At 42.0% G+C, this 24,225-nt stretch carries 23 protein-coding genes; 8 read left to right on the top strand and 15 right to left on the bottom strand.

From position 1 onward, the window contains the following. Window positions 1-220: 220 nt before the first annotated feature. Window positions 221-733, bottom strand: coding sequence for a thiol peroxidase (tpx, locus tag BY457_RS16130; RefSeq protein WP_106154360.1), 513 nt, complete (start codon window positions 731-733; stop codon window positions 221-223). Window positions 734-1,366: 633 nt separating this feature from the next. Here tpx and BY457_RS16135 point away from each other — a divergent pair. Then, the gene (locus tag BY457_RS16135) at window positions 1,367-1,975 is read left to right on the top strand and encodes a hypothetical protein (RefSeq protein WP_106154361.1); all 609 of its coding nucleotides are present in this window, start codon (window positions 1,367-1,369) and stop codon (window positions 1,973-1,975) included. Between the two features lie 279 nt (window positions 1,976-2,254). Here BY457_RS16135 and BY457_RS16140 read toward each other — a convergent pair whose 3' ends face one another. From BY457_RS16140 to BY457_RS16175, 7 genes are all read right to left on the bottom strand, one after another. Further along, window positions 2,255-3,238, bottom strand: coding sequence for a D-alanine--D-alanine ligase (locus BY457_RS16140; protein WP_106154362.1), 984 nt, complete (start codon window positions 3,236-3,238; stop codon window positions 2,255-2,257). A gap of 354 nt (window positions 3,239-3,592) precedes the next feature. Then, on the bottom strand, window positions 3,593-4,678 hold the full coding sequence (locus BY457_RS16145; protein WP_106154363.1) for an RluA family pseudouridine synthase: 1,086 nt from the start codon (window positions 4,676-4,678) through the stop codon (window positions 3,593-3,595). A 164-nt stretch (window positions 4,679-4,842) separates the two neighbouring features. Then, on the bottom strand, window positions 4,843-5,724 hold the full coding sequence (locus tag BY457_RS16150; RefSeq protein WP_106154364.1) for a PASTA domain-containing protein: 882 nt from the start codon (window positions 5,722-5,724) through the stop codon (window positions 4,843-4,845). A 232-nt stretch (window positions 5,725-5,956) separates the two neighbouring features. After that, a complete protein-coding gene (gene rpmH / locus BY457_RS16160) occupies window positions 5,957-6,115 on the bottom strand; it encodes a 50S ribosomal protein L34 (protein WP_010663530.1) in 159 nt (52 codons plus the stop codon). Window positions 6,116-6,317: 202 nt separating this feature from the next. Continuing rightward, window positions 6,318-6,899 carry a 16S rRNA (guanine(527)-N(7))-methyltransferase RsmG gene (gene rsmG, locus BY457_RS16165; protein WP_258176771.1) on the bottom strand — a complete coding sequence of 194 codons (582 nt, stop codon included), beginning with the start codon at window positions 6,897-6,899 and terminating at the stop codon, window positions 6,318-6,320. 104 nt (window positions 6,900-7,003) lie between these two features. Beyond that, window positions 7,004-7,615 carry an RNA polymerase sigma factor gene (locus BY457_RS16170; RefSeq protein WP_106154367.1) on the bottom strand — a complete coding sequence of 204 codons (612 nt, stop codon included), beginning with the start codon at window positions 7,613-7,615 and terminating at the stop codon, window positions 7,004-7,006. Then, window positions 7,606-8,742 carry a glycosyltransferase gene (locus tag BY457_RS16175; RefSeq protein WP_106154368.1) on the bottom strand — a complete coding sequence of 379 codons (1,137 nt, stop codon included), beginning with the start codon at window positions 8,740-8,742 and terminating at the stop codon, window positions 7,606-7,608. The genes BY457_RS16170 and BY457_RS16175 overlap by 10 nt, the downstream gene beginning before the upstream one ends. A gap of 139 nt (window positions 8,743-8,881) precedes the next feature. Here BY457_RS16175 and tgt point away from each other — a divergent pair, with 139 nt between their 5' ends. The 4 genes from tgt to BY457_RS16195 all read left to right on the top strand — a co-directional run bounded on the left by tgt (window position 8,882) and on the right by BY457_RS16195 (window position 13,557). After that, entirely contained in the window at window positions 8,882-10,012 is a 1,131-nt protein-coding gene (tgt, locus tag BY457_RS16180; RefSeq protein WP_106154369.1) for a tRNA guanosine(34) transglycosylase Tgt, read from the top strand. Window positions 10,013-10,062: 50 nt separating this feature from the next. After that, window positions 10,063-11,148, top strand: a complete 1,086-nt coding sequence (locus tag BY457_RS16185; RefSeq protein ID WP_106154370.1) for an LptF/LptG family permease — start codon at window positions 10,063-10,065, stop codon at window positions 11,146-11,148. Between the two features lie 431 nt (window positions 11,149-11,579). After that, the gene (locus BY457_RS16190) at window positions 11,580-13,124 is read left to right on the top strand and encodes an acyl-CoA carboxylase subunit beta (protein WP_106154371.1); all 1,545 of its coding nucleotides are present in this window, start codon (window positions 11,580-11,582) and stop codon (window positions 13,122-13,124) included. Between the two features lie 112 nt (window positions 13,125-13,236). Continuing rightward, window positions 13,237-13,557, top strand: coding sequence for a biotin/lipoyl-containing protein (locus tag BY457_RS16195; RefSeq protein ID WP_106154372.1), 321 nt, complete (start codon window positions 13,237-13,239; stop codon window positions 13,555-13,557). Window positions 13,558-13,961: 404 nt separating this feature from the next. Here BY457_RS16195 and BY457_RS16205 read toward each other — a convergent pair whose 3' ends face one another. From BY457_RS16205 to tnpA, 4 genes are all read right to left on the bottom strand, one after another. Beyond that, window positions 13,962-14,534: a hypothetical protein gene (locus tag BY457_RS16205; protein WP_146130996.1), complete on the bottom strand. Its 573-nt coding sequence runs from the start codon at window positions 14,532-14,534 to the stop codon at window positions 13,962-13,964. A 238-nt stretch (window positions 14,535-14,772) separates the two neighbouring features. After that, on the bottom strand, window positions 14,773-16,452 hold the full coding sequence (gene tnpC, locus BY457_RS16210) for an IS66 family transposase (protein ID WP_106154375.1): 1,680 nt from the start codon (window positions 16,450-16,452) through the stop codon (window positions 14,773-14,775). Window positions 16,453-16,516: 64 nt separating this feature from the next. Further along, window positions 16,517-16,882 (bottom strand): IS66 family insertion sequence element accessory protein TnpB, encoded by a 366-nt coding sequence (tnpB, locus tag BY457_RS16215; protein WP_106154376.1) that lies wholly within the window; start codon window positions 16,880-16,882, stop codon window positions 16,517-16,519. Window positions 16,883-16,887: 5 nt separating this feature from the next. Beyond that, window positions 16,888-17,232, bottom strand: a complete 345-nt coding sequence (tnpA, locus tag BY457_RS16220; RefSeq protein WP_106154377.1) for an IS66 family insertion sequence element accessory protein TnpA — start codon at window positions 17,230-17,232, stop codon at window positions 16,888-16,890. Between the two features lie 661 nt (window positions 17,233-17,893). On the opposite strand from tnpA, the gene BY457_RS16230 reads away from it, so the two are divergent. Then, the gene (locus tag BY457_RS16230; protein WP_010663521.1) at window positions 17,894-18,061 is read left to right on the top strand and encodes a DUF362 domain-containing protein; all 168 of its coding nucleotides are present in this window, start codon (window positions 17,894-17,896) and stop codon (window positions 18,059-18,061) included. 56 nt (window positions 18,062-18,117) lie between these two features. On the opposite strand, the gene BY457_RS16235 is transcribed toward BY457_RS16230, so the two are convergent. Beyond that, complete coding sequence (locus BY457_RS16235) at window positions 18,118-19,488, bottom strand: 5-formyltetrahydrofolate cyclo-ligase (protein WP_106154379.1); 1,371 nt, start codon at window positions 19,486-19,488, stop codon at window positions 18,118-18,120. Between the two features lie 15 nt (window positions 19,489-19,503). After that, complete coding sequence (gene gldB / locus BY457_RS16240) at window positions 19,504-20,508, bottom strand: gliding motility lipoprotein GldB (RefSeq protein ID WP_106154380.1); 1,005 nt, start codon at window positions 20,506-20,508, stop codon at window positions 19,504-19,506. A gap of 145 nt (window positions 20,509-20,653) precedes the next feature. Between gldB and BY457_RS16245 the strand changes: the two genes are divergently transcribed. Both BY457_RS16245 and BY457_RS16250 read left to right on the top strand, forming a co-directional pair. After that, the gene (locus tag BY457_RS16245) at window positions 20,654-21,292 is read left to right on the top strand and encodes a porin family protein (RefSeq protein ID WP_106154381.1); all 639 of its coding nucleotides are present in this window, start codon (window positions 20,654-20,656) and stop codon (window positions 21,290-21,292) included. A gap of 216 nt (window positions 21,293-21,508) precedes the next feature. Next, window positions 21,509-23,158: an NAD+ synthase gene (locus BY457_RS16250; protein ID WP_106154382.1), complete on the top strand. Its 1,650-nt coding sequence runs from the start codon at window positions 21,509-21,511 to the stop codon at window positions 23,156-23,158. A gap of 209 nt (window positions 23,159-23,367) precedes the next feature. Here BY457_RS16250 and ispE read toward each other — a convergent pair whose 3' ends face one another. Continuing rightward, a complete protein-coding gene (gene ispE / locus BY457_RS16255) occupies window positions 23,368-24,207 on the bottom strand; it encodes a 4-(cytidine 5'-diphospho)-2-C-methyl-D-erythritol kinase (RefSeq protein WP_106154383.1) in 840 nt (279 codons plus the stop codon). Window positions 24,208-24,225: the final 18 nt, after the last annotated feature.

Here is a 24,225-nt window from a genome sequence, read left to right on the forward strand (position 1 = left end):
TTTCAGCCTTTTCTTTTCCATCGGGAAAAACGAAAATTATCCATTTTTGCTGGTAAAATGGGACAGCCCCGTATGGGGTGGCAGTTTGGTAGATAGATTGTTCAATATATGATATAAGCCCCGGATGGGGTGACACTTAATTTTTCAGGGAGAGGACACTTCATACGCAGTGCATCTTTCTCCATGCTCCACATGCTCCATGCCCTCTGCTTAATGTTTCCTAAATAAGTTCCTTAACTACTTCAAGGGCTTTATCATAATCGGGCTCTTCAGTTACTTCGGGCACATATTCCACATATTTAACTTTGTTGTCTTTTCCGATGATGACAGTTCCCCTGGCCAAAAGGCGGAATTCTTCCATCAGGAAACCATATTTTGTTCCAAAGTCAACGTCTTTATGATCCGAGAGGGTAACAATGTTGTTAAGCCCTTCAGCGGCACAAAATCTCTTTTGAGCAAACGGAAGGTCGCAGGAGATCGATAGTACCACTACGTTATCCAGTTTGTCAGCTTCCTGGTTGAACCGTCTGTTTTGAGCTGCACAGACACTTGTGTCGATGGACGGATAGATGGCAATTACCTTAATTTTTCCGTCAAAATCAGTGAGTTTTACCGGCTTCAGATCGTTGCCAAGTACGGTAAATTCAGGTGCACTGTCGCCAATTTTTGGCTCTTTCCCGATTAGTGTTACCTGGTTTCCTGCAAATTTTACTTTTGAATTGTTTCTTTCCATGTTGTTTGTTTTTATGTTTTGAAAGTTGGGTTAACAAATATTTTGTTTATTAAAAGTGATGCTCTTCATTTACGAAAATGGGGCGGACGCCTTTAATTTGTTGGCAATGCACAGGTGGATGGTTTAAATGTGCTTGATCCATAGGTTTTTGAGTGGTTGTTGCTGCCTGGTGCTTTATGTCCCTTTGCCATGAAAAAGTGTTAACAAATGGTTGAAACAATGGCCTCCTAAAACAACCCTGTTCTTTTCCCTTTTTTTTGATGTGTACTGAAAGTCTTGCTGTAAGCGGACTTTTAAGTGCTTTGTCAGTTTGTCTTTAGTAACAAAATGTTTTCTGGAAATGTTCTTAGAAATGCAGTTTTTAATGTTTTATTACCAAAAAAGAGAAGAGAGGGGGTTATTGTCAAAAAACCTTTCATAGGCTGAATAAGTCTGTCGAAACTTAACCATATGTGAACAAAACATCGAAAAATGTTTATTAATTGACACAAAAAAGGGGGTATGGTTAAGAATTTGTAAAATAAAGGACTTTTGGGTCGTAAAATTTGGTGGCTGATGAAAACGCAATTATGTTTGCACTGTGTTCTTACAGAAAGACACAAAACTAAATGTTTCACTTAAAACTTTTCAATTATGAAAGCAAAAAAGTTTTTATCTGTAGTTGCCCTTGCGGCATTTATGGTTTCAGTTGCAACCACTGCATCAGCCAAAGGAAAAATCACTGTGTATCCGTACCTGGACACTAACTATGCTCTTGTATCTGCGTTGAGCGAAGAGATGGTTGATTTTTCAGTTGAAATTAAAACCGACAAAGGTGAGTTTGTTTACTCAAGCGGTAAAGTCGGTACAAGCACTCAATTCAACAAACTGTTTGATTTCTCAAAATTGAGCGATGGTAAGTATGTTGCTGTTCTTAAGGGTAGTGGAAAAACTTTCCTGGAAGATGAGTTTACTGTATCAGGAGGAAAACTTGTTTCTGAAGTTTCAAGCAAGAAAGCTGAAGAACTGGCTGCCAAAGTATGGGCAAAAAATGACTTTATCTTTGTGAGCTACCTGAACAAAGCCAACGACTCTTTCAATATGAAAGTGGAAGATGCCAGTGGTAATGTGCTGTTTGAATCTGCTTTGCCAAAAGACCTTACTTATTCCGGTAAATTTGATGTTTCATCGCTTCCTTCCGGTACGTATTATGTAAGTTTGGTTTCAGGTAAAAATTCAAGTAGCTATGCAATTAAAAAGTAATCAGAACGATTCCAGTCTCATGCAGCGAAAAAGCTGTTCTTATCCGGGTGTATCTCTATTGTTTTAGATACACCCGTTTTTTTTATAAGGATTTTCGAATAAACGCATTTTGTTTCAGGAACTGAAAGAAGCTCAGGAGGAGCCATTCATTACGAAATATATTATTCTGCTGGGTCAATGTTTTTTCTTCTGCCTTATGCCTCTTGAACTTCTGCCTGTTGGTCACTAACATCTAACTTCCACTTCCTGTACTGTGTGTCTTAGGTTATTCTCCAACACTTACTTGTTACCCCTGTTAATTGCATCCTCAATAACTTCGGTCATCACTTCCTGCATGGTCATGCCCATGGCTTCTACCTGCTGCGGAATAAAACTTGTAGCCGTCATTCCCGGGGTGGTATTGACTTCTATCAGGAATATTTGTTTCTCGGTAATAATAAAATCTACCCGGACGATTCCTTTGCAATTCAGGATGTCATAGATTAAAGAAGTGATTTTCTGAATTTTTGTGGTCAATTCTTCTGAGATGCGTGCAGGTGTTATTTCTATGGCTTTGTCGGCATTGTATTTGGCCTCAAAATCGAAGAATTCATTTTTACTGATGACTTCCGTTAACGGCAATACAACTTCCCGACTTTGGGTTTTGTAAATGCCGCAGGTCACTTCGGTGCCTTCCATCAATTCCTCAACAAGAACTTCCTCGCACTCTTCAAAAGCTTTTTCAATGGCCGGCAGAAGTTCCTCCGGGGTTTTAACTTTTGAAATGCCAAAGCTTGATCCCCCGGCATTGGGCTTGACAAAACAGGGGATGCCTAATTTCTCCTGAATGTCGGCCGGATTGAATTCGCGACCTTTGCGGATAAGAATTGAATCTGCCACGGATACACCGAATCCTTTCAGATATGTATTGCAGGTAAACTTATTAAAGGTGAGAGATGAAGGAAGCACATCGCATGTGGAATGAGGAATTCCCAACATCTTTAAATATCCCTGAAGAAGGCCGTTTTCTCCCGGAGTTCCGTGAATAGTGATGTACAAACAATCGAAGGTGTATTTTTTGTTGTCATCCCTGAAAGAGAAGTCGTTTTTGTCGATGTCAAACTCCCGGTTGTCGTGTTCGGCCACCCACTTATCTTCCGTAATCAAAACCGGAATGATGTTATATCTTGAGGAATCCAGAAAAGATTTGATTCCATCTGCACTTTTCTTGCTTACCACAATTTCAGAGGAATATCCACCGTATATGATACCAATATTTTTCATTTTTCGGGTTTTTATTGAATTAGGCTGCATTATTGACTTCGTCGAACTTCGTTTTACAAATAATCTATTTCGATGTCCAACTATCTGCAAAATACAAATGTCCTCAATAAAATGGATTTGAAAATAACTCATTCTTCCCTACATCCATTTTCTTTGCGGTTGATTGTATTTCTTGATATTTGAACATCTCATAACGAAAATTCATGAATAAAGCAGGCTAGAATCACAGTTAAATTGGATTTTGCTCATCCATGCTTGAGACAGATTGAAAACGGAGCTGTTGGCTCCCTTTCAGTTTAACTTTTCTTATTCTGCTGCCTTTGTCGAGTCTGCTCGGGAGGGATTAGGTGGCCTTTACTCCTCTTCTCTTCCTGCAATATAGTTTCTCCATTTGTCGATGGTCTGCACCATGTCGTCCGGCAAATCTGAATCGAATCTCATAAACTCTCCGGTAACGGGGTGTTCGAAGCCCAGCGTTTTGGCATGTAAGGCCTGACGGGGCAGCAAGGTAAAACAGTTTTTGACAAATTGTTTATACTTGGTGAAGGTGGTTCCTTTTAAAATCTGATTGCCACCATATCGCTCGTCATTGAATAGTGTATGTCCAATGTATTTGAGGTGAACTCTGATCTGGTGCGTACGGCCGGTCTCAAGATTGCACTGAACGAGTGTTACATAACCCAGCCGCTCCAGAACCTTGTAATGAGTTACTGCGGGTTTTCCCATTGATTCATCTTCAAAAACAGTCATCTGTTTCCTGTCCCGAATGCTGCGACCGATATTCCCGGTAATAGTGCCTTCGTCCTCTTTCATACTGCCCCAGGCAATGGCCTGATAAGTTCGCTCTGTGGTTTTGTAGAAGAACTGCCGGGCCAGGTTGGTCTTTGCCTCCTCTGTTTTGGCAATGACCAGCAACCCTGAGGTGTCTTTGTCAATTCTGTGGACCAAGCCAGGGCGGGGATCGTTGCTTTGAAACCATGGATGATCCTTCAGGTGCCATGCCAATGCATTGACCAGAGTTCCTGTATAGTTGCCAAAGCCCGGATGAACGACCATCCCCGGTTGCTTGTTGACAACGATAAGGGCATCATCTTCGTAAACAATGTTGAGCGGTATATCTTCCGGAAGAATCTCAATTTCGCGGGGTGGCCAGCTCATTTCAATGGTAATGGTGTCGCCCGGCTTTACTTTGTAGTTGGCTTTTACCGGATTGCCATTGGCAAGAACACTTCCTGCTGCAGCAGCATCCTGAATTTTATTTCTGGATGCGTTTTCGATTCGGTTGACCAGAAATTTATCCACTCTCAAGAGGTTTTGACCGGCATCGGCCACAAACCTGTAATGTTCGTACAATTCTTTTCCGGAATCTGTCTCTTCTTTATTTTCAATGAGTTCTTCCAGATCGTCGGTTTCATCAAATTCCCGGTTGTTTTCGTTCATTCCTTACAAAATATAGTTTGATATTTGGTCTGATGGAATTATCTGTTCTTTTCACTCATCTTTAGAGTGTCGGGGTATCGGGCTGATCTTTCCGGGATACCCGGATTGAGAGTGGAGGAGTTCGATCCTCCAGGCTGCATCCCATGAGTTTGTTTGGTGGTCAGTTAAAAGAACTCCTCCTCATTAAGGTCTTCTTCTTCAGTGGTTTCTTCCTGAAATTCCCGGATAGGAGTTTCGGGTATTTCAATGCTTGCAGTATCCGGCATAATCAGTGAGGAGTCAACTGACAACCAGATGTCGATGGATGAACCAAGCCGCAATCGGCTGTCGCCATCACCCGACGGGCGCTGTTTCCACACAAATGCCTGCAATGTGTCTTCTCGCGAAACAACGGTGCTGTCAAAAATCTGGGCGCCAATGTTCAGAGAGAGGTCCTGGCTGATTTGCTTAGCTTCGTCATAAAGAAGTCCTTTAAGGTCAGGCACGGCAGTTGTTCGGTTGCTCAAACCCTGGCCTACTATCAGGTCAATTACCGCACCCCGTTCCAGTGGCGTTCCGGCTTCAATGGGTTTTCCTTTGTAGTGCTGTCCCAATACCAGATTGGTGTATTCTGACGGCACATAAATCAGATCTCCTACTTCAAGTCCGAATGACTCCAGCATTACCCGGGCATTTCTGATGCTGTAGTCAATGACATCAGGCACCTGAACTTTCTCGGGAGTCCATGAATTGATGGTGAAGAAGATGTTTCGGTTCTTTTTGACCATACTTCCTGCTTTAGGCGTCTGTTCAATGACCACTCCCGGAGGCAGGTCGGCAATATGGGCCGAATCAATAATCGCATATCGTAACTCATTTTCCTGAATGAGGTGTTTGAGCTGTTGTTCTGTGAGTCCTTTAAAATCCGGAGCTTCAAATCCTTTACCGTGTCGGGTGTAAAGGTTTAGACCCAGAAAAGTGAGAAGGATTAGTAACAGTCCGCTGATGATGACTATTCCCAGATGCCGGGCAAACGTCTTGTTGAAGATGGTTTTGAAAAACGACATGGTTTCATGTTTTTATTTTGACTTCAAAAATAGCATAAAATCACCAAACAGCAGGATAAAAAGCAAGGCGATGAGGACCGGATATAAAAAAACAAGGATCCGTAAAGAACCCTTGTCGTTTTATATTTCTGCATTTCTGCAGACGGATGTGGTTTTTCATGCAGTCAATTCAAATCAATTGCATGATGCATATCTAATGGTCTAATTCCGGCTTAATGTTCCGGGCCATTATTTATGCTTTGTGTCTTTTCTCGCTGCTTACGCTGAGTCTTTTACGACCTTTGGCGCGACGTGATGCAAGTACACGGCGTCCGTTAGCAGTAGCCATTCTGGATCTGAAACCATGCTTGTTTCTTCTCTTACGGTTTGATGGTTGAAATGTCCTTTTCATTTTTCTGTGTTTTTAAATCACTCTTCTCCGGAGTTTCCTTTTCAGGAGGGTCCGAATAAAGAACTCAGGTTATTTTAGCATTTTGCAAAATATCCTGTATTGTCCTTGTGTTGTGACTATGAGTTTATTTTGCCTTTTTTCTGAAATTCGGACTGCAAAAATACAAGTTTTTTTTGTCTCCCAAAACTTTGTTGATCAATTTTTACAAAGGAAGGTGCACAAGTTTCTTTGTTTCAAAGAATGGCTCATCAAACCAGTCGCTGATTGGAGTGATAAAAACCTTCTTTTTAAAAGGTGCTGTTTCTGCTGAAATATCTCCTCCTTTGAGGTATAAAATACCATTTGGAATGGCATTCGATGGTTTTTGCGTTATCAGATGCCTGGTTTGTCGCACAAAATCGGGCAGGTTTGTGACGGCCCGGCTTACAATAAAATCATACTTGCCTTTAAATTCTTCCGAGCGGGACTGAACCGCATGGGTGTTCTTTAGTTCCAGTGAGTCAGAAACCGCCTGTACTACTTTTATTTTTTTTGCAATGGAATCGAGCAGGGTAAATTGAGTCTCCGGGAAAAAGATGCTCAACGGAATTCCCGGGAATCCGCCTCCGGTTCCTACGTCTATGATGCGTGTGCCCGGGACAAAGTTGATGAATCGTGCTATGGACAGCGAATGTAAAACATGGTGCAGGTAAAAACTATCCATGTCTTTGCGGGATATGACGTTGATTTTACTGTTCCAGTCGGTATAAAGTGTTTTTAATTCGCCAAACTGTTCTTTTTGCAAAGAGGTCAGTTTTGGAAAATATTTATAAAGGATGTCCATGAAATTTACCGGTAGTTCTTAACCTGACAGGCATTAATCAGATTGAGAAAGTTGTAAATGAGTTTCTAATGTTTTTTTACCTCGGAGTTTTTCAGTGTGTTGAAAAGAAGTTCGCGGGCTCTGAATAATTGAGCTTTTACTGTTCCCAGAGGAAGATCCAGCTCTTCGGAGATTTCTTCGTAAGAATACTCCTTAAAGTAACGAAGCTCTATCAGGGTACGATAACGAGGTTTTAATTTTTTTACCACGGTCCGCATCAAAACCACCTTTTGCTCCCTGATCATAAACTCTTCCGGGTCGGGGGTTTCGTCTTTGAGGTGAATCTGGGGCTCGGTTTCTTTCTCATCGGAAGCATAACCACCGTCGATGCTTACATGGTTGTTTCTTTTTTTGCGAAGGTAATCAATGCAGTTGTTGGATGCGATTTTGAACAACCAGGTGCTGAAGGCGTAATTGGGGGAATACTGACTGAGGTTTTTAAAGGCTTTTCCGAATGCTTCAATGGTCAGATCCTCAGCATCAGTTTTGTTGTTGATCATTTTGAGCAGCATAAAATAGATGGCATCCCGGTAACGGGCCATAAGCTCTGCATAGGCTTTCTGATCGCCTTCCACTGCTTTGTCAACCAATTCAAGGTCGTACCTTGCCTTGTCTGATAAGTTCGGATTTATTTCCATTTCCTTTTTTTTGACCCTGTCAGATTTCCGAAATGGCTGAAGGCGATGATGATCGGTTGAACGATATCAAAAAGCAACAGCCCCCAAAAAACTTTTCCCATTCCGGTTTTATCTGAAGCCTTTTTCCAGATTATGAGTTTGAATAAAAACAATAATAATGAAAAAGGCAATATCAGTAGCGCAAAATTAGGAAAAAATATAAAATAAAGTGTAAGTGCCCAGAATAATTCCCTCGTTACAGGTTCGGCAAACAGTGAAAATTTGATGGACTTTTTGTAATGCGGTGAGGTGGAAAGGTGTCGCATCTTTTGCTCTCTCCACTTTTTAAAGGAGGAGGGGGGAGTGCTGATGGTGTGGGCTTGTGGTGCAACGCAAACAGTGGTGTTTGTTTTGTTGGCTGCTTCCTGTACAAACAAATCATCATCTCCGGAGGCTACGTAAATATGGTTTTTGAATCCGCCGGTTTTTTGAAACAGTTGTTTGGTATAGGCCATATTTCGCCCTGTGGCCATGTATGGCTTTCCCCTCAAAGCAAATCCCAGGTACTGAATGGCGATGGTAAAAGTGTCATAACGTAGCCAAAGGTTGGTAAGTCCTTTTGTTTTTTTGTAATTCCCGATGCCCAGAACCAGCTCTTTGTGTTGACTTCGCATGGCAGAAACCATGTGTTTCAACCACTGGTCTGAAGCGGGTTGGCAGTCGGCATCTGTCAGAACCAGTATTTCGTGTTTTGCCGCTTTAATACCTATCGAAAGGGGTAGTTTTTTACCATGATAGAATTTCTTGTCGGGGGCAATTCTGGTAATATAAAGGTGTGGATGCTCTGCCTTAAGCCTTGTCAGAACCATGTCTGTGTCGTCTTCCGATCCGTCATTGACCACTACCACCTGAAAATCGGGATAATCCTGATTCAGAACATCAGGCAAAAAAGTCTCCAGATTCTCTTCTTCGTTTTTTGCACTTATCACCACAGAAACGGGGGGGAGATCAGTGTCTGATATGCTTGTGTTTTTATGACGTGCAACCGGTAAAATGCGCCTGAACAGAAAGAAAAACTGCCAGAGCCATACCAACAGCATCAATGCCAAAAGGATGGTTTCGAATGTGTTTGGATGAGGAATATTCATAGTTTCTCAGTATTGACGGGCAAAAGTGCGATTTTTTTCCTTAGCTCACAATTAAGAACGAAAAAACGACCAATACTTGTATCTTTGCAAACCAGATTAATCGGATATTTATATAATTACTTGAGGGAATAAAAAACCAATGCAATTTACTCTAGAAAAAACAGATGATCAAACTGCTGCCAGAGCAGGTGAGGTAGTTACAGATCACGGTAACATTCCAACGCCGGTTTTTATGCCTGTTGGCACTGTGGGAAGCGTTAAAGGGATTCATGTAAATGACCTGAAAGAGGAGGTAAAAGCCCATATTATTCTGGGAAATACCTATCATTTATATTTACGTCCCGGATTGGAGGTGCTGGAGCAGGCCGGTGGTTTGCATCGTTTTAACGCCTGGGATAAGCCAATACTCACCGACAGTGGCGGGTTTCAGGTCTTTTCACTGAGTGATAAGCGGAAGCTGACGGCTGAGGGAGCCGAGTTTCAGTCCCATCTTGATGGTTCCAGACATTTATTTACTCCTGAAAATGTGGTTGACATCCAGCGAACCATCGGAGCAGACATCATCATGGCCTTTGATGAGTGTCCACCGGGAGATGCAGATTATAAATATGCCCTTCAATCGATGGAACTCACACACAAATGGTTGAAGCGTGGTTTGGATCGTTTTGACACTACAGATCCTAAGTACGGGTACAGTCAGACTTTCTTCCCCATTGTTCAGGGTGCGGGATATGCCGATTTACGCAGGAAGTCAGCTGAGTATATCGCTTCTTTCAATCGCGAAGGGAATGCCATTGGGGGGTTGGCTGTGGGCGAACCAGAAGATGTGATGTATGAAATGATTGAGGTGGTCAATGAAATATTGCCCGAAGATAAACCCCGTTATCTCATGGGAGTTGGCACGCCGGTTAATTTGCTGGAAGCCATTAGCAGAGGGGTGGATATGTTTGATTGCGTGATGCCGACCCGCAACGGTCGCAACGGGATGCTTTTTACCAGCGAAGGCATTATTAATATCCGTAATGAGAAGTGGAAAAATGATTTTTCGCCGGTCGATCCTGATGGTCATTGTTCCTTTGATACCATCTATTCCAAAGCCTATCTGAGGCATCTGTTTATTTCCCGTGAAATGCTCGGTCCTCAGGTGGCATCTATTCATAATTTGTCTTTTTATCTTTGGTTGGTCGGGGAAGCACGTCGGCGCATCCTGGATGGTACTTTTAGCGGATGGAAAGATCAAATGGTAAAACAACTGGCAAGGCGTTTGTAAGAAATGTTTTGTTTTTTGTTCCTTTGCAGGTAAATATTTAGGATAAGAGGATGATTCTAAAAAAAATAGACGTTTACATACTGAAAAAGTTTTTGGGAACTTTTTTCTTTGCTATTTTGCTGATATTGAGTATATCAGTGGTGTTTGACCTGGCGGAGAAAATTGACGATTTTCTGGAAACCGATGCACCACTTGAGGCCATTGTTTTTGATTATTATTTCAATTTTATTCCCTATTTCGCCAACCTGTTTACTCCGTTGTTTGTTTTTATTGCGGTAATTTTCTTTACCTCAAAAATGGCTTACGATACGGAGATTATTGCCATTTTATCCAGTGGAGTCAGTTTTAAACGCCTTTTGTATCCCTATTTTATAGGAGCTGCTATTTTAACAGCTTTTTCTTATGTGATGGGGGGGTATATAATACCTCCGTCCAACAAAGTTCGTATAGATTTTGAGAATTACTATGTAAAAGAGATAAAAGAAACCGGTATGAGCAATATCCATATGCAGATAGAGCCTGGTTTGTTTATTTATATGCGTAGGTATTCTTCTTTCAGAGAGCGTGGAGATGATTTCAGTCTGGAGAAAATTGAAGATAAGGATCTGAGGTTAAAGATTACTGCCGAGAAGGTGAAATACGACAGTATTAACGGAAAATGGATTTTTGAAGATTATATACGGCGTGACTTTTCTGATGCCGGACGAATGACCATAACCAAGGGCGAGGAAATGGATACGGTAGTGAATATGAAACCTGCCGATTTCAAGGAAGAAAGGAAGTTTTTTGAAACCATGACCAATCCAGAACTGGAAGACTACATTGAAGAGCAAACAATTCGTGGAGTGGGTAATATAGAGCCCTATCTCATTGAGAAACATCGCCGGATAGCTTCACCGTTTTCAGCATTTATACTTACGTTGATCGGTGTTTCCCTGGCTTCACGCAAAACCAGAGGAGGTATGGGATTGCACATTGGAGTTGGCATTGCGCTCAGTTTTTCGTATATTTTATTCATGACCATTTCCACCACCTTTGCCATAAATGGAAATTTATCTCCAATTATGGCAACCTGGTTGCCTAATATTGTGTTTGCGGGGATTGGTGTTTTGCTTTATTACCGGGCACCTAAATAGTGCCAGTCTATAAACTAAGCGTTTTTCGCGTGTTTGAAATAGAAAGTTCGAATTCAAGGCGTTTGAAAAATATAAACCGTAGAATACTAAAGTATTTGAGGATTTAGATTTTGAACAACAACGCAGAAGTTGGACTTTATAGACAAACACTATATTGAAGGAAATGGGGTTAAGTGACTTGTTATTAGTCGTTTTAGATTTGCTAAAGCATTGAGCATGTGAACTTGTAAAAGCAACTTCTGATTTTTGATTACTGATTGTTGGTCTAAAATTTACTTATTGTAGTTCAGTTACTTGCAGGGGCAGGTGTTAAAATATTCAAATATTCCTGCAACTCTTTCCTGTAAAATTAGTAATTATGCACCCTGATTTTTCAGCAGATTTATTTATTGAATCTTGACTGATAGGTGATTAACCAAAACTTTTTGTTTATGTCATTAAAAAAGTACATCCTTGACCTTCGGAAAAGGAGAGAAAAAGTACAGCAAGGCGGTGGTGAAAAAGCCATTGAGAAACAAACCGCTATGGGTAAAATGACGGCCCGTGAACGTATTTTGGCCTTGTTGGACCAGGATTCTTTTACCGAGTATGACCTTTTTGTTGAGCACGAAGCCCGCGACTTCGGTATGGACAAAAAGCAATTACATGGTGATGGTGTGATTATTGGTACAGGAACCATTTATGGTGCACCTGTCTGTGTGTTTGCCCAGGACTTTACCGTAGCCGGTGGCTCTTTGGGACTGATGCACGCCCGTAAGATCACAAAAATTATGGATCATGCTCTGAAAATGAGAGTGCCTCTGATTGGAATCAACGACTCCGGAGGTGCCCGTATTCAGGAGGGTGTAAATTCACTGGCCGGGTATGGTGAGATTTTCTATCGCAATACCATTGCGTCAGGAGTTATTCCTCAGATTTCCGTAATCCTCGGACCATGTGCCGGAGGTGCTGTTTACTCACCGGCTCTTACTGATTTTGTGTTCACTGTGGATAAGATCAGTAAGATGTTTATTACTGGTCCCAACGTTATTAAAACGGTTCTGGGAGAAGAAATTTCCATGGAGGACCTTGGTGGTGCCCGTGTGCATGCTGAGATTACCGGTAATGCGCATTTCTTTGCAAACAGCGAAGCGGAATGTTTTGATCAGATCAAAAAACTGATCACCTTTATCCCATGGAACAACAAGCAGAAAGCCAGGGCATTTCCGCCTAAACCGCCGAAAGGCAAAACCAAGATTGAGGATATTATCCCCAGCGACCCAAAGAATCCTTACGATGTGCGGGACGTTATCAAAGCCATTGTGGATGATTCCGATTTCTTTGAGATACAGGAACTGTTTGCGGCCAATATTGTTATCGGTTTTGGTCGGATGAATGGTGAAACCATTGGTTTTGTTGCTAACCAGCCCTTAGTGCTGGCAGGAGTACTTGATACCGACAGTTCTGATAAAGCGGCCCGTTTCATTCGTTACTGTGACGCCTTTAATATTCCTATTATTACGCTTGAGGATATGCCCGGATATTTGCCCGGAATTGACCAGGAGCATGCAGGGGTAATTCGTCACGGAGCAAAAGTGCTCTATGCATATTCTGAAGCTACTGTACCTAAGATCACAGTTATCCTGAGGAAAGCTTATGGTGGTGGTTACATTGCCATGAACTCACGTCACCTGCATGCCGACTTTATGTTTGCATGGCCTACTGCCGAGATTGCAGTGATGGGGCCGGAGGGTGCTGCCAATATTATCTTTAAGAAAGAGATAGAGGAGGCAGATGATCCGGAAAAGATGCGTCAGCTGAAGGTACAGGAGTATAAGGAGAAATTTGCCAATCCATACGTTGCAGCCGCCAAAGGTTACATCGATTCTGTTATTGAGCCGGATGAAACTCGTAAGATGCTTCTTCATGCTCTTGATGTTTCCGTTAGCAAAGAAGATCATCGTCCCGAGAAAAAACATGGAATACCTCCATTTTAAAATCGGAGGGGATTCCCGCCATTTGAGCCTGTTTTCGTTTTTAGAGAAAGGGCTCTGTGAAATCATAGAAAAGCCGGTATTGCCGGTGGTTATGAATTAAAAATGTGCAATTATGAAGGACGATAATCAGGAACTGGTGGATTTTCAGATATTGAGTCTGAAATATAAAACCAGGTTGACCCGAAAATTTAAGGAACGTAAGAAGTATGAGGTGCCTGATCCCAATAAGTTGAAGTCTGTTATTCCCGGCACGGTGGTTGAGATCAAAGCCAAAAAAGGACAGAAACTTAAAGAGGGTGATGTAATTCTGCTTCTGGAGGCCATGAAGATGATAAATGAAATTCATATGCCTTTCGACGGAAAGATTAAAAAAATTCACGTCGAAAAAGGACAGCGGATTTCAAAGAATTTTCTGATGGTTGAAATTGAGTAGTACAACTATTCGCACTATAATTATGAGGCCGGTAGCAAATTTGTTACCGGCCTTGTTTGCATTACAGAGTTATCCGGATTAAACAACACTTATGATAGATTTTTGTTTAATAAGTGCCGAAAATCAGAAATGGGTAATAAAAATCTTTTGACCACACCTTATTACAAATCCACTCCGACGGGGAAAATCAGTAAATTAAAAATGTCTATTCAAGGATAGGCTAACAAATAAAATCAGTATCAATATAAATGCAACAATCTTATTCTCATAATCATCAATACTTAGTTTTTTCTTTTTGTTAAACATTTTATAATAACCCCACCTAAAAATAAAACCGATTCCTCCAAGTATTATTCGTCCAATGACAATCGACAAAAGCTTAAAACTCTCTTCGCCCATAATAATTAATCTTCGTATAAAAATGGAAATAGTTTATTTCCAATTGTTTTAACACTACTTGAGTTATACCAATCATTAAGCGATCTAACTCCCTTATTATAGTACCTATTAAAAGAATACCTCATACTTCCTTTCGTAATGAACGTTCCTTTAAATTTAGTCCCAAATTGGGAAGAGTTTAATACACTAAACAGCTCATTAGAATAAATTTTGTGTTTAGGCATGTTTTTTATATAACCTTGACCTTTCACCGGAGATGGCATGAATATGCTAAGCCCTCCAAAAAAGCCATTTTCTACCTCACTCCGAATTGCCAAAACACCATTTAAATGCGTTCTCTCTTCTCTTGTGACAAATACAGCTCCAAATGGAGAAGCTTGATAAAATAAATATAAATCATCAATAATAGAATAAATGATGCTAGCAAAAAAATTAGAATTTTCACTCCACTTATCAATAAGGTCAGGTTCATAAGGACGTATTTCTCCAGAAGAGTATGGTGGCAATTCCTTATCCGAAATAATATAACTCTGTTGATTTTCTCTTGGAACTTGTCCTGCCCCATCTATTCTCTGCAACTTCAAATCCTCATAATGGGAGATCCGAAATCAATCCGGTTAAAGAAAGTATAGAAATGATTATTCGCAGGTATGATTTTTTTGATTAATACAATTAATGATTACAATCTCGAATCTATAAAGTAAGCCATCGGCCTCCCACGTATAAAAGTAAAGATTTTTCCCGACCAGAGGTTTCACCAGTCGGGGAAATTGGGATTTTCTAAGTTCTACTGGAATCTCTTAGAATTTATTGGAATCAGTTGGAGCTTTCCGGAAAATTCTGGCAGTCGTTGGATTTTTTCCAATTGTGTGGCAACAGATCGGCCAGATCTAAATCGTAATTACGGTTGTACTGCGGAAGTTTGGCAAACACATCGGTAAGCCATTCTCTGGGATTAACATCACTGGCTTTGCAGCATCCCAGTAAAGAATACATGATGGCTGCATTCTCTGCTGCCTCATGGTTACCACAAAACAAATATCCTTTTCTTCCAATAGCCAGAGGCCTGATGGCATTTTCGGCCAGGTTATTATCTGGCAAATAGCGCCCATCAAGATGATAGCGGGACAACCGCATGAAAAGGTTGTATGTATAAGCCAATGCTCTGCTCATTCTTCCGCCCGGAAGCGCTTTAGGATAATACTCTTCAATCCATTTTTCAAAAGCACGCATAATTGGATAAGCCAGACGTTTTCGAAGTTCCGCCCTTTGCTCATGGTCTAACTCTTGCTCGTCGGCCATTTTTTCCACCTGATAGAATTTGGCAATTTGTGCCAATGCATATTCAGCTCCCCTTTTGTCTTCCGCAAGACTTTCGGAGAATTTCCTGCGCGCATGTGCCCAGCAACCCAGAAGCAAAACACCTTTCTTTTGCTCATAGATTGAGTATGCCTCATATCCATCAGTTTGAACGGCCCCCTGATAATCCTTTAACAGATCAACTACCACTCTTTGCGCCCGGGAGCCTTTGTCGTAGTGGAACAAAACCAGGTTGTCCATTACTGATCGTACCATCCAAAGGTAAGCTTTAGTGGTCTTGTGCTTTTGATTATTGATAACCGGGATAGTGCTTTCATCCACCTGGATATAATCAGTTTCGAGGACTTTTTCTTTTAGGCGATTGTAGAGAGCACGAAGTAAATCGCTGCTTCCCTGAAACCATCCGTTAACGGTGGATGCGGGTAATCTTACTCCGATCATCTTAAACATAGAGATCTGACGATGAAAAGGAAGATGATAGAAGTATTTGTTCATCATTAGCTCAGCCAGCATAGAGGGGCCGGCATTGCTGCGGGGCAACGGCAAAAGTGGCATTGGAGCAATGCGGATAGCAGGTGCTTCTTCTTTGTTCTGCTCATTCTCGGCATTCTCTTCTGCTACAATTGGCTTTATGGCATACTTCGGGCGTTCTATTCGACGGACATAGGTCTCACCGGGCTTGTGTTCAAGAATTTCAGTTACCTCTTCGCCGATACGCACCCAGTTGTCCTGTTTGCCTTCCGGCTCTATGACTTCTACTACTCGTCGAAGGTGATCTGGTAGCGGCTGACGTACGGGCTTCTTTTTTTCTTTGTTCGGCTTGCGTCGCTCATATTCGATAAGCTCTTTTTCAGCATCTTCAATGGCTTCCTTCTCCTCTGGAAGTACTTCCAGCCCCTCCCAGTCAATCTTTCTTTGGTTGGGGTCCGCTGCAATATGTTTTTCGCTGGAGCTGCCAAAAAACTTGTGGCGAAACCAGGCAAGTTGATCGGTTAGCTTATGGATTTGTTGATCCTTTTCAGCCACTACAGAGGTCAATTCCTGGTTCTTTGCTTCCAGGGTATCCAAGGCTCCATTGTCGACTTTTCGCAACCGGGAAAGCTCCTGAAAGAGCTCATCACGTTCCTGAAGAAGCTCCTGTATTAACATATCCTTATCGGTTGCAAAATCGCTCATCTATCACTGTCTGATTATGAGCTTAAAGATAGCAAAATCAAGGCTTCCAGCCAATTATTTCTATCTAAAAAATCTGAAAAGATGCTTCTTTTTGTCGCCTTTTCAGGACATGTTTTCTGGGCTTCACATTCTTTACAATCATCATTAGATCGTGCCACCCGATGGCATGTGACGTAAGGCTTTCATCGAAGCTGGGCAATTTAAAAACACCACCGTCTAACTTCTTGTGGTAGATTACCAGTCCACCGTGTTCCAGATGAAGAATCTTCATGGTGGTCAGCCTCCGGTTGACAAAAATGAAAACTTCTCCGTTTTGAACGTCGCGCTTCATCTCCGACTTTATGATACCGCTAAGGGTGTAAAAACTTTTGCGCATATCTACCGGCGCAGGATAAAGAAAGTACTTTAGCTTACTATGTAAATGAAACATTGGCCTCAGTCGAATAAGTGAACAATCGCTTTTAGTAACTCCATATCGATATTGTCTCTTAACACCATCTTTGTGCCGTTAGGAAACACAAACTCAATGGGGGCATTATTCCCTGGGGCGTGAGAACTTTTTATGGGAGCTTGGATTGTCCGCCTCTCAGTAGCTTGTTGGTTAGAATCAAACACCAAGGGGACAAAACTCAAAGGCTGATGTTGCGATGTCTCTTCTAATTTGTTTCTCCAGTAGTAAAACGTTGAAGGGGCTAAGCCTTGGTTAGCACAAAAGTCCTTTATGTTCAGACTCGATTCCTGATACTCCTGAAAGAGTTGCTTAAATGTTGATAATGTCATCCTCATTTTTTGCCATCAAAGTAATGGCAGAATACGGGTGCTTACAATATGCGCAAGGCCGAAGGCTTACTCTATAAAAAGATTATTCATCGAAAAGTAAACAATATTCATTTCCAAAAAATGTATACGACAATCTTGTTGGCCCTCAATAGAGTTACATATAATTTTCATCAATATAACAAAACTTTGTCTCCAATGCTCCAAAATGTTACATGGTTTTCTGAATCATAGGGTTCCCTTTCTGAATGGAAAACTTCAGGCAATAAAGGGTGTTTTTCAGAATATTGGAAAGCCGGTAAGGGAAACAGTAAACAAAATGAAAGATTGGCATCCTGGTGAATGCGTAGATTGTGTTCCAGTATTTTCGGTGTTACGAAATTTTTAAGGCAAACTTTGTCTGTCAATGTTTACAGCGTAATTGTCTTGTGTTTTGCGGAAGCTTGATTATGAGGTCTTTGAGTATGGGGATTGAAATGTTGTCTTATGCTTTGAAAACTCAGGGGGATTTTAGGGTATTTGTTATTCAGACAAGGAGTTAGGGAGGTATATTATTTAAAACATGTACAAATAACCTTATTTAGACAGGTTTCTTTTTTTTTAAAGGAAAAAAGCAGATAATTTTGTTTCTGAAAAATCATCTAATCATTAAAAAGAAAGAAAAATGGCATACGTAATTAACGACGACTGTATTGCTTGCGGTACCTGCATTGATGAGTGTCCTGTTGATGCTATCTCTGAAGGTGAGATCTATAAAATTGATCCCGAGTTGTGTACCGATTGTGGTTCTTGTGCTGATGTTTGCCCTACTGAGGCTATTCATCCTGCATAAGGTTTTATAAAAAACAAAAGAAGCCTGTTCGCAAAGATGTGAGCAGGCTTTTTTGTTTAGTGGTCTTTGTTGGCTGCAATTACTTTATCTAAAGGTATGTCATGGGTGTCAAAAGGCACTCTGGCGACCATCTGAAACGGAAATGCAACGCCAATTTTTGCTGCATTCTCCAGGTAGGGAAGTGTGCGGTCGTAATAGCCGCCCCCTCTTCCAAGCCGATGCCCGTTGCGGGTAAATGCAAGTCCCGGAACAACAACCAGATCAATGGAGGATAGATCTGAAAAAATAATACCGGTAGGTTCCTGAATGCCGAATGAATTTCCCTGTTCCAATGATTCTATCCCGGTAAATTCACGGAGCTCCAGGTAATCCCCTACCACGCGGGGCAGTATAAAGCGTTTTTCTTTTCTGTATTTTTCGATAAGTTCATGTGTGGGAACTTCATCCGGAAGCGACCAATAAATGAAGATGGTTTTTGCTGCTTTGAATTCAGGGGTCTTTTCCAACTGGGTCATGGCATCCTGGCCAATGGTTTTGAGTTGATCTTCGTTGTATTGTTTTTTCCTTTTCTGAATCTTCCGTCTGAGGATCTTTTTCTCTCTTTTCATTGTTGCATGATCCTCTCGGGTGTCAACCGTATAGAAATCGGTGCGTCTGTCCTCAAATGCATCATTCAGTGGTGTCATTTGCTTGTCTTCCGCCAGTTCCGGCTCGATGTCTGCAGACAAAATTTCTTCATTCTGGTGGTCGCCACGCAGCAAATATTCCCCATTTGGATTTACCAACACAGATTGTCCCGTAAAAGTCAGGTCTCTTTCCTTGCCCACTCGGTTTGCGGTTGCTACGAAAATGCGATTCGTCAGGGCATATCCGGGGATTGCAGACTGGCAGAAGGGAAGCACCAGATTGGAAGGGTGACAAATGATTTGTGCTCCTTTAAGAGCCAGTACACGCCACAGTTCCGGAAACATCCAGTCAAAACAAATTAAAATCCCGACTATGCCAAAAGGGGTTTCGAAAATGGGCAAACCTGAGTTGCCTGGTTCAAAGAATATTTTTTCCCTGTTGAAAAGATGCATTTTGCGGTAAATACCTTCCACTCCATTCGGGCTGACCAATACTGCACTGTTGAACAGTTTGTCGTCTTCGCGTTCATTGATGCCGGAAACAAACCAAGTGTTGAGTGCCCTGGCTTTTTGAATTAAAAAATCTACATAACGACTTTCATTGATTGGTTCCGATGAATTTATTGCTTCCTCCCGCGACTTGAAATTATAGCCCGAGGAGGCCAGTTCCGGCAACACCATGATATCGGAATGCGGATTTGATTCAAGTAACCCGTCGATTTTCTTTATGTTGGCCTCAATATCTCCGGGAACCGGAGCAAACTGGAGTATTCCAATTTTCACTGACGATTTTTTTTCCATATTGTCATGATTTTATCATGGACGATATCCTGCTTTGGCGAGTATGCGGTGAGGGTCGGTTTGTGACATCATGTCCCGAAACGAGGCATCAGGATGTTCCTCAAGCCAGGATTGCATGAGCTGATAGCCCAGAAAACGGCCGGTTCTGCCCGGCGATTCCTGTCCAAAGAAACTTGTAAAGGGCCCTTCGCCCACATATTTTCTGATTAACATGGGATCGGTGGAAAAGAGGTGTTTTTGTTCAACTATGGTGGACCACATAAACGCCTCATTCTTGATGCTCCAGTTCATTTCTCTGGTTGTGTAGCCAAACAACAAGGTATCCGGGATTTCCGGAATGGTACGTTTTACAAAGTGTAGCATTTTACCATGATAAATCATCTGACTAATCAGATCGTCGATGGAATCATTGTAGGTATATTCTGTCATTGCCAGTGCTTTCATTACATCAGGAACCACCATTTCCGGAATCATCCGGTTACGCAAATACTGCTGTGTTCCCAGCCATTCATAAAACTGACAATCACTGCCCAGATATTTCTCCACGCTGATGGATACCCAGCCTGAATCAACCACCATCGATTCATTGAACCCTGAGATATGCAAATAGACATCCGGAACCTGGCGCTTGGGATAATAATGCTGGTAGTACTGAAAGGCTTTTGCTAACTTACTTTTGAGTGACTTCTTGTCTGAAAAGACTTTGCGGCAGGTATCAACGACCTCCTGGTTGGGTGGATATGCCAGGAATCGGGACATATTTTGAACGAACTCCTCAGAGTCGGGGTTACCAACTTCAATGACACCTTCGCTATAGGCATCCAGATATTTGCCGTATTTTTCTTTTAGTGATGTGGTCTGTTTAGCAATGCTGTCGGGATGAATGGAGAAGAGATCCTCATAAAAAGGAATCAGTTTAAAATCCACCGGAATGTGTGAAACATCCGGTGCAGTAGCGTTATGCCCGCAACCGGTTGAAAACAGGAGTGCTGTAACAAACAGAAATGGTAAAATCTTCATGCGAAATTGCTCTTTACTGTAAAAGTGGCTGATTTGACTTATCTTTACGGTTAATTATTGGAATAATAGTTGCTAAGATATTAATTTTAACGTGAATTGTTATACAGAGTTCCATTTCTGTTTTACCCGATAAAAGAAGAATCTTATGAAGAAAATAATTTTAAGCCTGGGACTTATTCTGATTGTTTTTAGTTCAGTTAAGGGGCAGGAAGCCAACAGTATCCGATTGTCGTTTGTAGTAGAACCCCAGTTCTCATGGCTGAGACCTGATGTGGATGGAGCAGAGTCAAGAGGAAGCCGGGGGGGGTATAACTTCGGAATTGTTTTAGACCGTTTCTTCGCGGAGAATTATGCTTTTTCTACCGGCTTGACCATCAATACTACCGGAGGTAAACTGAAATATTCAGATGTTGAAAATGCCGATATTCCCGAACCGGAATTGGGCGATAAAGACTATAAGTTGCGCTACCTGGAGATTCCTTTAGGGTTGAAACTTCGCTCCAATGATTTCAGAAGGTTTAATATTTATGGCCGTTTTGGGTTAAGTCCTCAAATAAACATTGAAGCGAAAGATGATAATGACAATAACATCAATGAGCAGGTTCGGCTATTCGATTTGGGCTACCATCTTGGGGGTGGATTAGAATATTCTATTGGGGGCTCCAATGCATTTATGTTTGGACTGACCTATCATAATGGGTTTCTTGATATTACCGACGAGCCCTATTTTGATGATAAAACCACCCTTGGCAGATTGGTGTTTGAAATCGGGTTTATCTTTTGATCCGTTTTAAGGAATTCCTTTCCCTCTCATTATTGATGGCGACGCCACCAATAATGAGAGAGTGGAGTTGTCCCCGGGCTATTGCTCTCAGGTCTTCACCCTGTTTGCATTTTGCCTGTTTTTTCGTAAATGAGTACTTTTCGGACAAGCGTAACGCAGTAAATGGTACTTTTCGGACAGACACTAATTACACATCTATTTTAAAAATTGAACAATATGAAGCTGGCCCTGGTACAGTTGAATTACCACATTGGGAATTACGAGGAGAATAGTAACAAAATAATAGCCCACATTGAGGAAGCTAAAGAGCGGGGCGTTGATCTGGTGGCCTTTTCAGAACTTGCTGTTTGTGGATACCCTCCGCTGGATTTGCTGACCCGGCAGGAGTTTGTGGAAGGAGCCATTGCAGCCATTCACGATATTGCCAAACACTGTCAGGGAATTGCTGCGGTGGTGGGAGGTCCGAGTATCAACCCACAGGCTCGTGGTAAACAATTGCACAATTCTGCTTATTTCCTGGCCGACGGAGTTATAAAAGAGACCATTCACAAGACTTTGTTGCCCAATTACGATGTTTTTGATGAGTATCGTTATTTCCAGGCCAATCAGGATTTCAGGGTGGTAAATTACAAAGGGAAACGAATTGCTTTGACGATATGTGAAGATTTATGGGATGATCAGCCTACTGCAGCAGCTTTTGCAAGGAATAATCTTTACACACTTTCTCCCATGCAAAAACTGGCTGCTCTGAAACCGGATTTTATGGTGAATATTGCGGCATCTCCATTTTCTTATCATCAGGAAAATGTTCGAAAGCAGGTGGTTTGCAAAAAGGCAGCCGAGTACCGTGTCCCGGTAGCGTATGTCAATCAGATTGGGGCCAATACTGAATTGATATTTGACGGTGGCTCCATGATGGTCAACAGTGAAGGAAACATCACGCACAGAGTTCCCACTTTCAAGGAAGGTGTTGTGGATGTAGAAACCGATAGCATTGATGATGTAGCTTCGGATAATCTGTTTGAGACCGATCCGATAAAACTGATTCATGACGGCATTGTTCTTGGGATTCGGGACTATTTTCGAAAATCCGGGTTGCAAAAGGCGGTTATAGGCTTATCGGGGGGGATTGACTCTGCCGTTACTGCGGCTCTGGCAGTGAGGGCTTTGGGAGCAGAGAATGTCCATGGTATTTTATTGCCTTCTCAGTATAGTTCCGGACACAGTGTGAGCGATGCAGAAGATTTGGCCGCTAATCTGGGAATAGGTACGCATACCGTAGCTATCAAAGATGTTTACCAAAGTGTGGAGAACGCTATGGCTCCTGTTTTTGATGGACGTGAGGCTGATGTTACCGAAGAGAATATCCAGGCCCGTATCCGGGGGTTGTTGCTGATGGCCTATTCCAATAAGTTTGGGCATATTCTGCTCAATACTTCAAATAAGAGTGAGGCAGCGGTGGGCTACGGTACCTTATATGGTGACATGAACGGTGGCCTGAGTGTGCTTGGAGATGTTTACAAAACTGATGTATTCAAACTGGCGAGATACCTGAATAAAGACGGGGAGATGGTTCCTGAAAATACCATTGTAAAGCCCCCCTCTGCAGAGTTACGTCCCGATCAGAAAGATTCAGATTCTCTTCCTGATTACGATGTACTGGATAAAGTGTTGTTCCGATATATTGAGTTGAATCGTTCTCCCCAAAGCATTGTTGAGGAAGGTTTTGATAAGGAAGTGGTGCGTAAGGCTGTGCGATTGGTCAATTTCAATGAATACAAGCGTTTTCAGACTGCCCCGATTCTCCGTGTTTCAGGGAAGGCCTTTGGTGTAGGGCGTCGCATGCCGTTGGTAGCAAAGTATTGAGCGGCGGAGGCTGAAGCTGAGGTTGAGGTTGAGAAGGGGCTTTCCTGCTGTTGGTCAGGGGTTTTCCCCATTTTTAAACAATAGTTTTGGGTTGGTGCCGGCTTTTTCTGAATAATTTCAACTGAATAATTTTAAAGAACCGATTCCCGGATCTGTTGGCTTAATTGGTAAATATCTTCTCATACTTTTCCTCATTCTCAACCTCAGCTTCAATCTTTCCCATCATCACTCTTCTGCAGTTGCCCGGCCCAGGCTCTGTATTCCCGTGGCCACTCTATTTCCGGCTTTGCGTCAAACAATCCGAACATAGCTGACCCACTGCCCGACATAGCTGCATATAAGGCTCCTTCAGCATACAAACGATTTTTGATTTCCATCAGTTTCGGATGATTGTGAAAGGCATTTGGTTCAAAATCATTGATGAGGTTTTCCGGCCAGGCACCTGTTTCCATCTTTAGGATATCTTTTAAAGATTTTTCCGGTTGTTTCGGCGTAATATTTTTGTAAGCTGCAGGAGTCGAAAGGTGGATGGGAGGAATCACCAACATGATCCACAAATTTTGCAGGTTGGTAGCGATCGGGCTGAATTTATTGCCAATACCTTCGGCGAAAACCGGATGGTTACGGACAAAAAAAGCACAATCAGCCCCCAGAATAGCAGCTTTTTCTTCCAGTTGGCCACTTTGAAGTTTCAGATGAAACTGGTCATTCAGCAGCCGAAGCATGAATGCGGCATCTGAGGATCCTCCACCAAGCCCGGCTCCCGAGGGAATATTCTTGTGCAGATGAATTTTTAGAGGAGGAATGAGGCAGTCTTCCCGAATTAGCTTCAACGCTTTCATCACCAGATTGCTCTCGTCGGATGTATCGGTGGGAATCCCTGTTGTAGTAAGAATATCTTTTTGGCTCTCTTTGTTTTCCAGAACTTCCAGGACATCATTGAAACCGGGAACGGGGACAAATACGGTTTCGATATTGTGAAAACCGTCAGCTCTTTTTTCTGTGACAAACAATCCCAGATTTATTTTTGCATTGGGAAAAACCACCATAATATCTTATTTTTAGAC

The organism is Marinilabilia salmonicolor, from assembly GCF_003003035.1.
GTDB lineage: Bacteria > Bacteroidota > Bacteroidia > Bacteroidales > Marinilabiliaceae > Marinilabilia > Marinilabilia salmonicolor_A.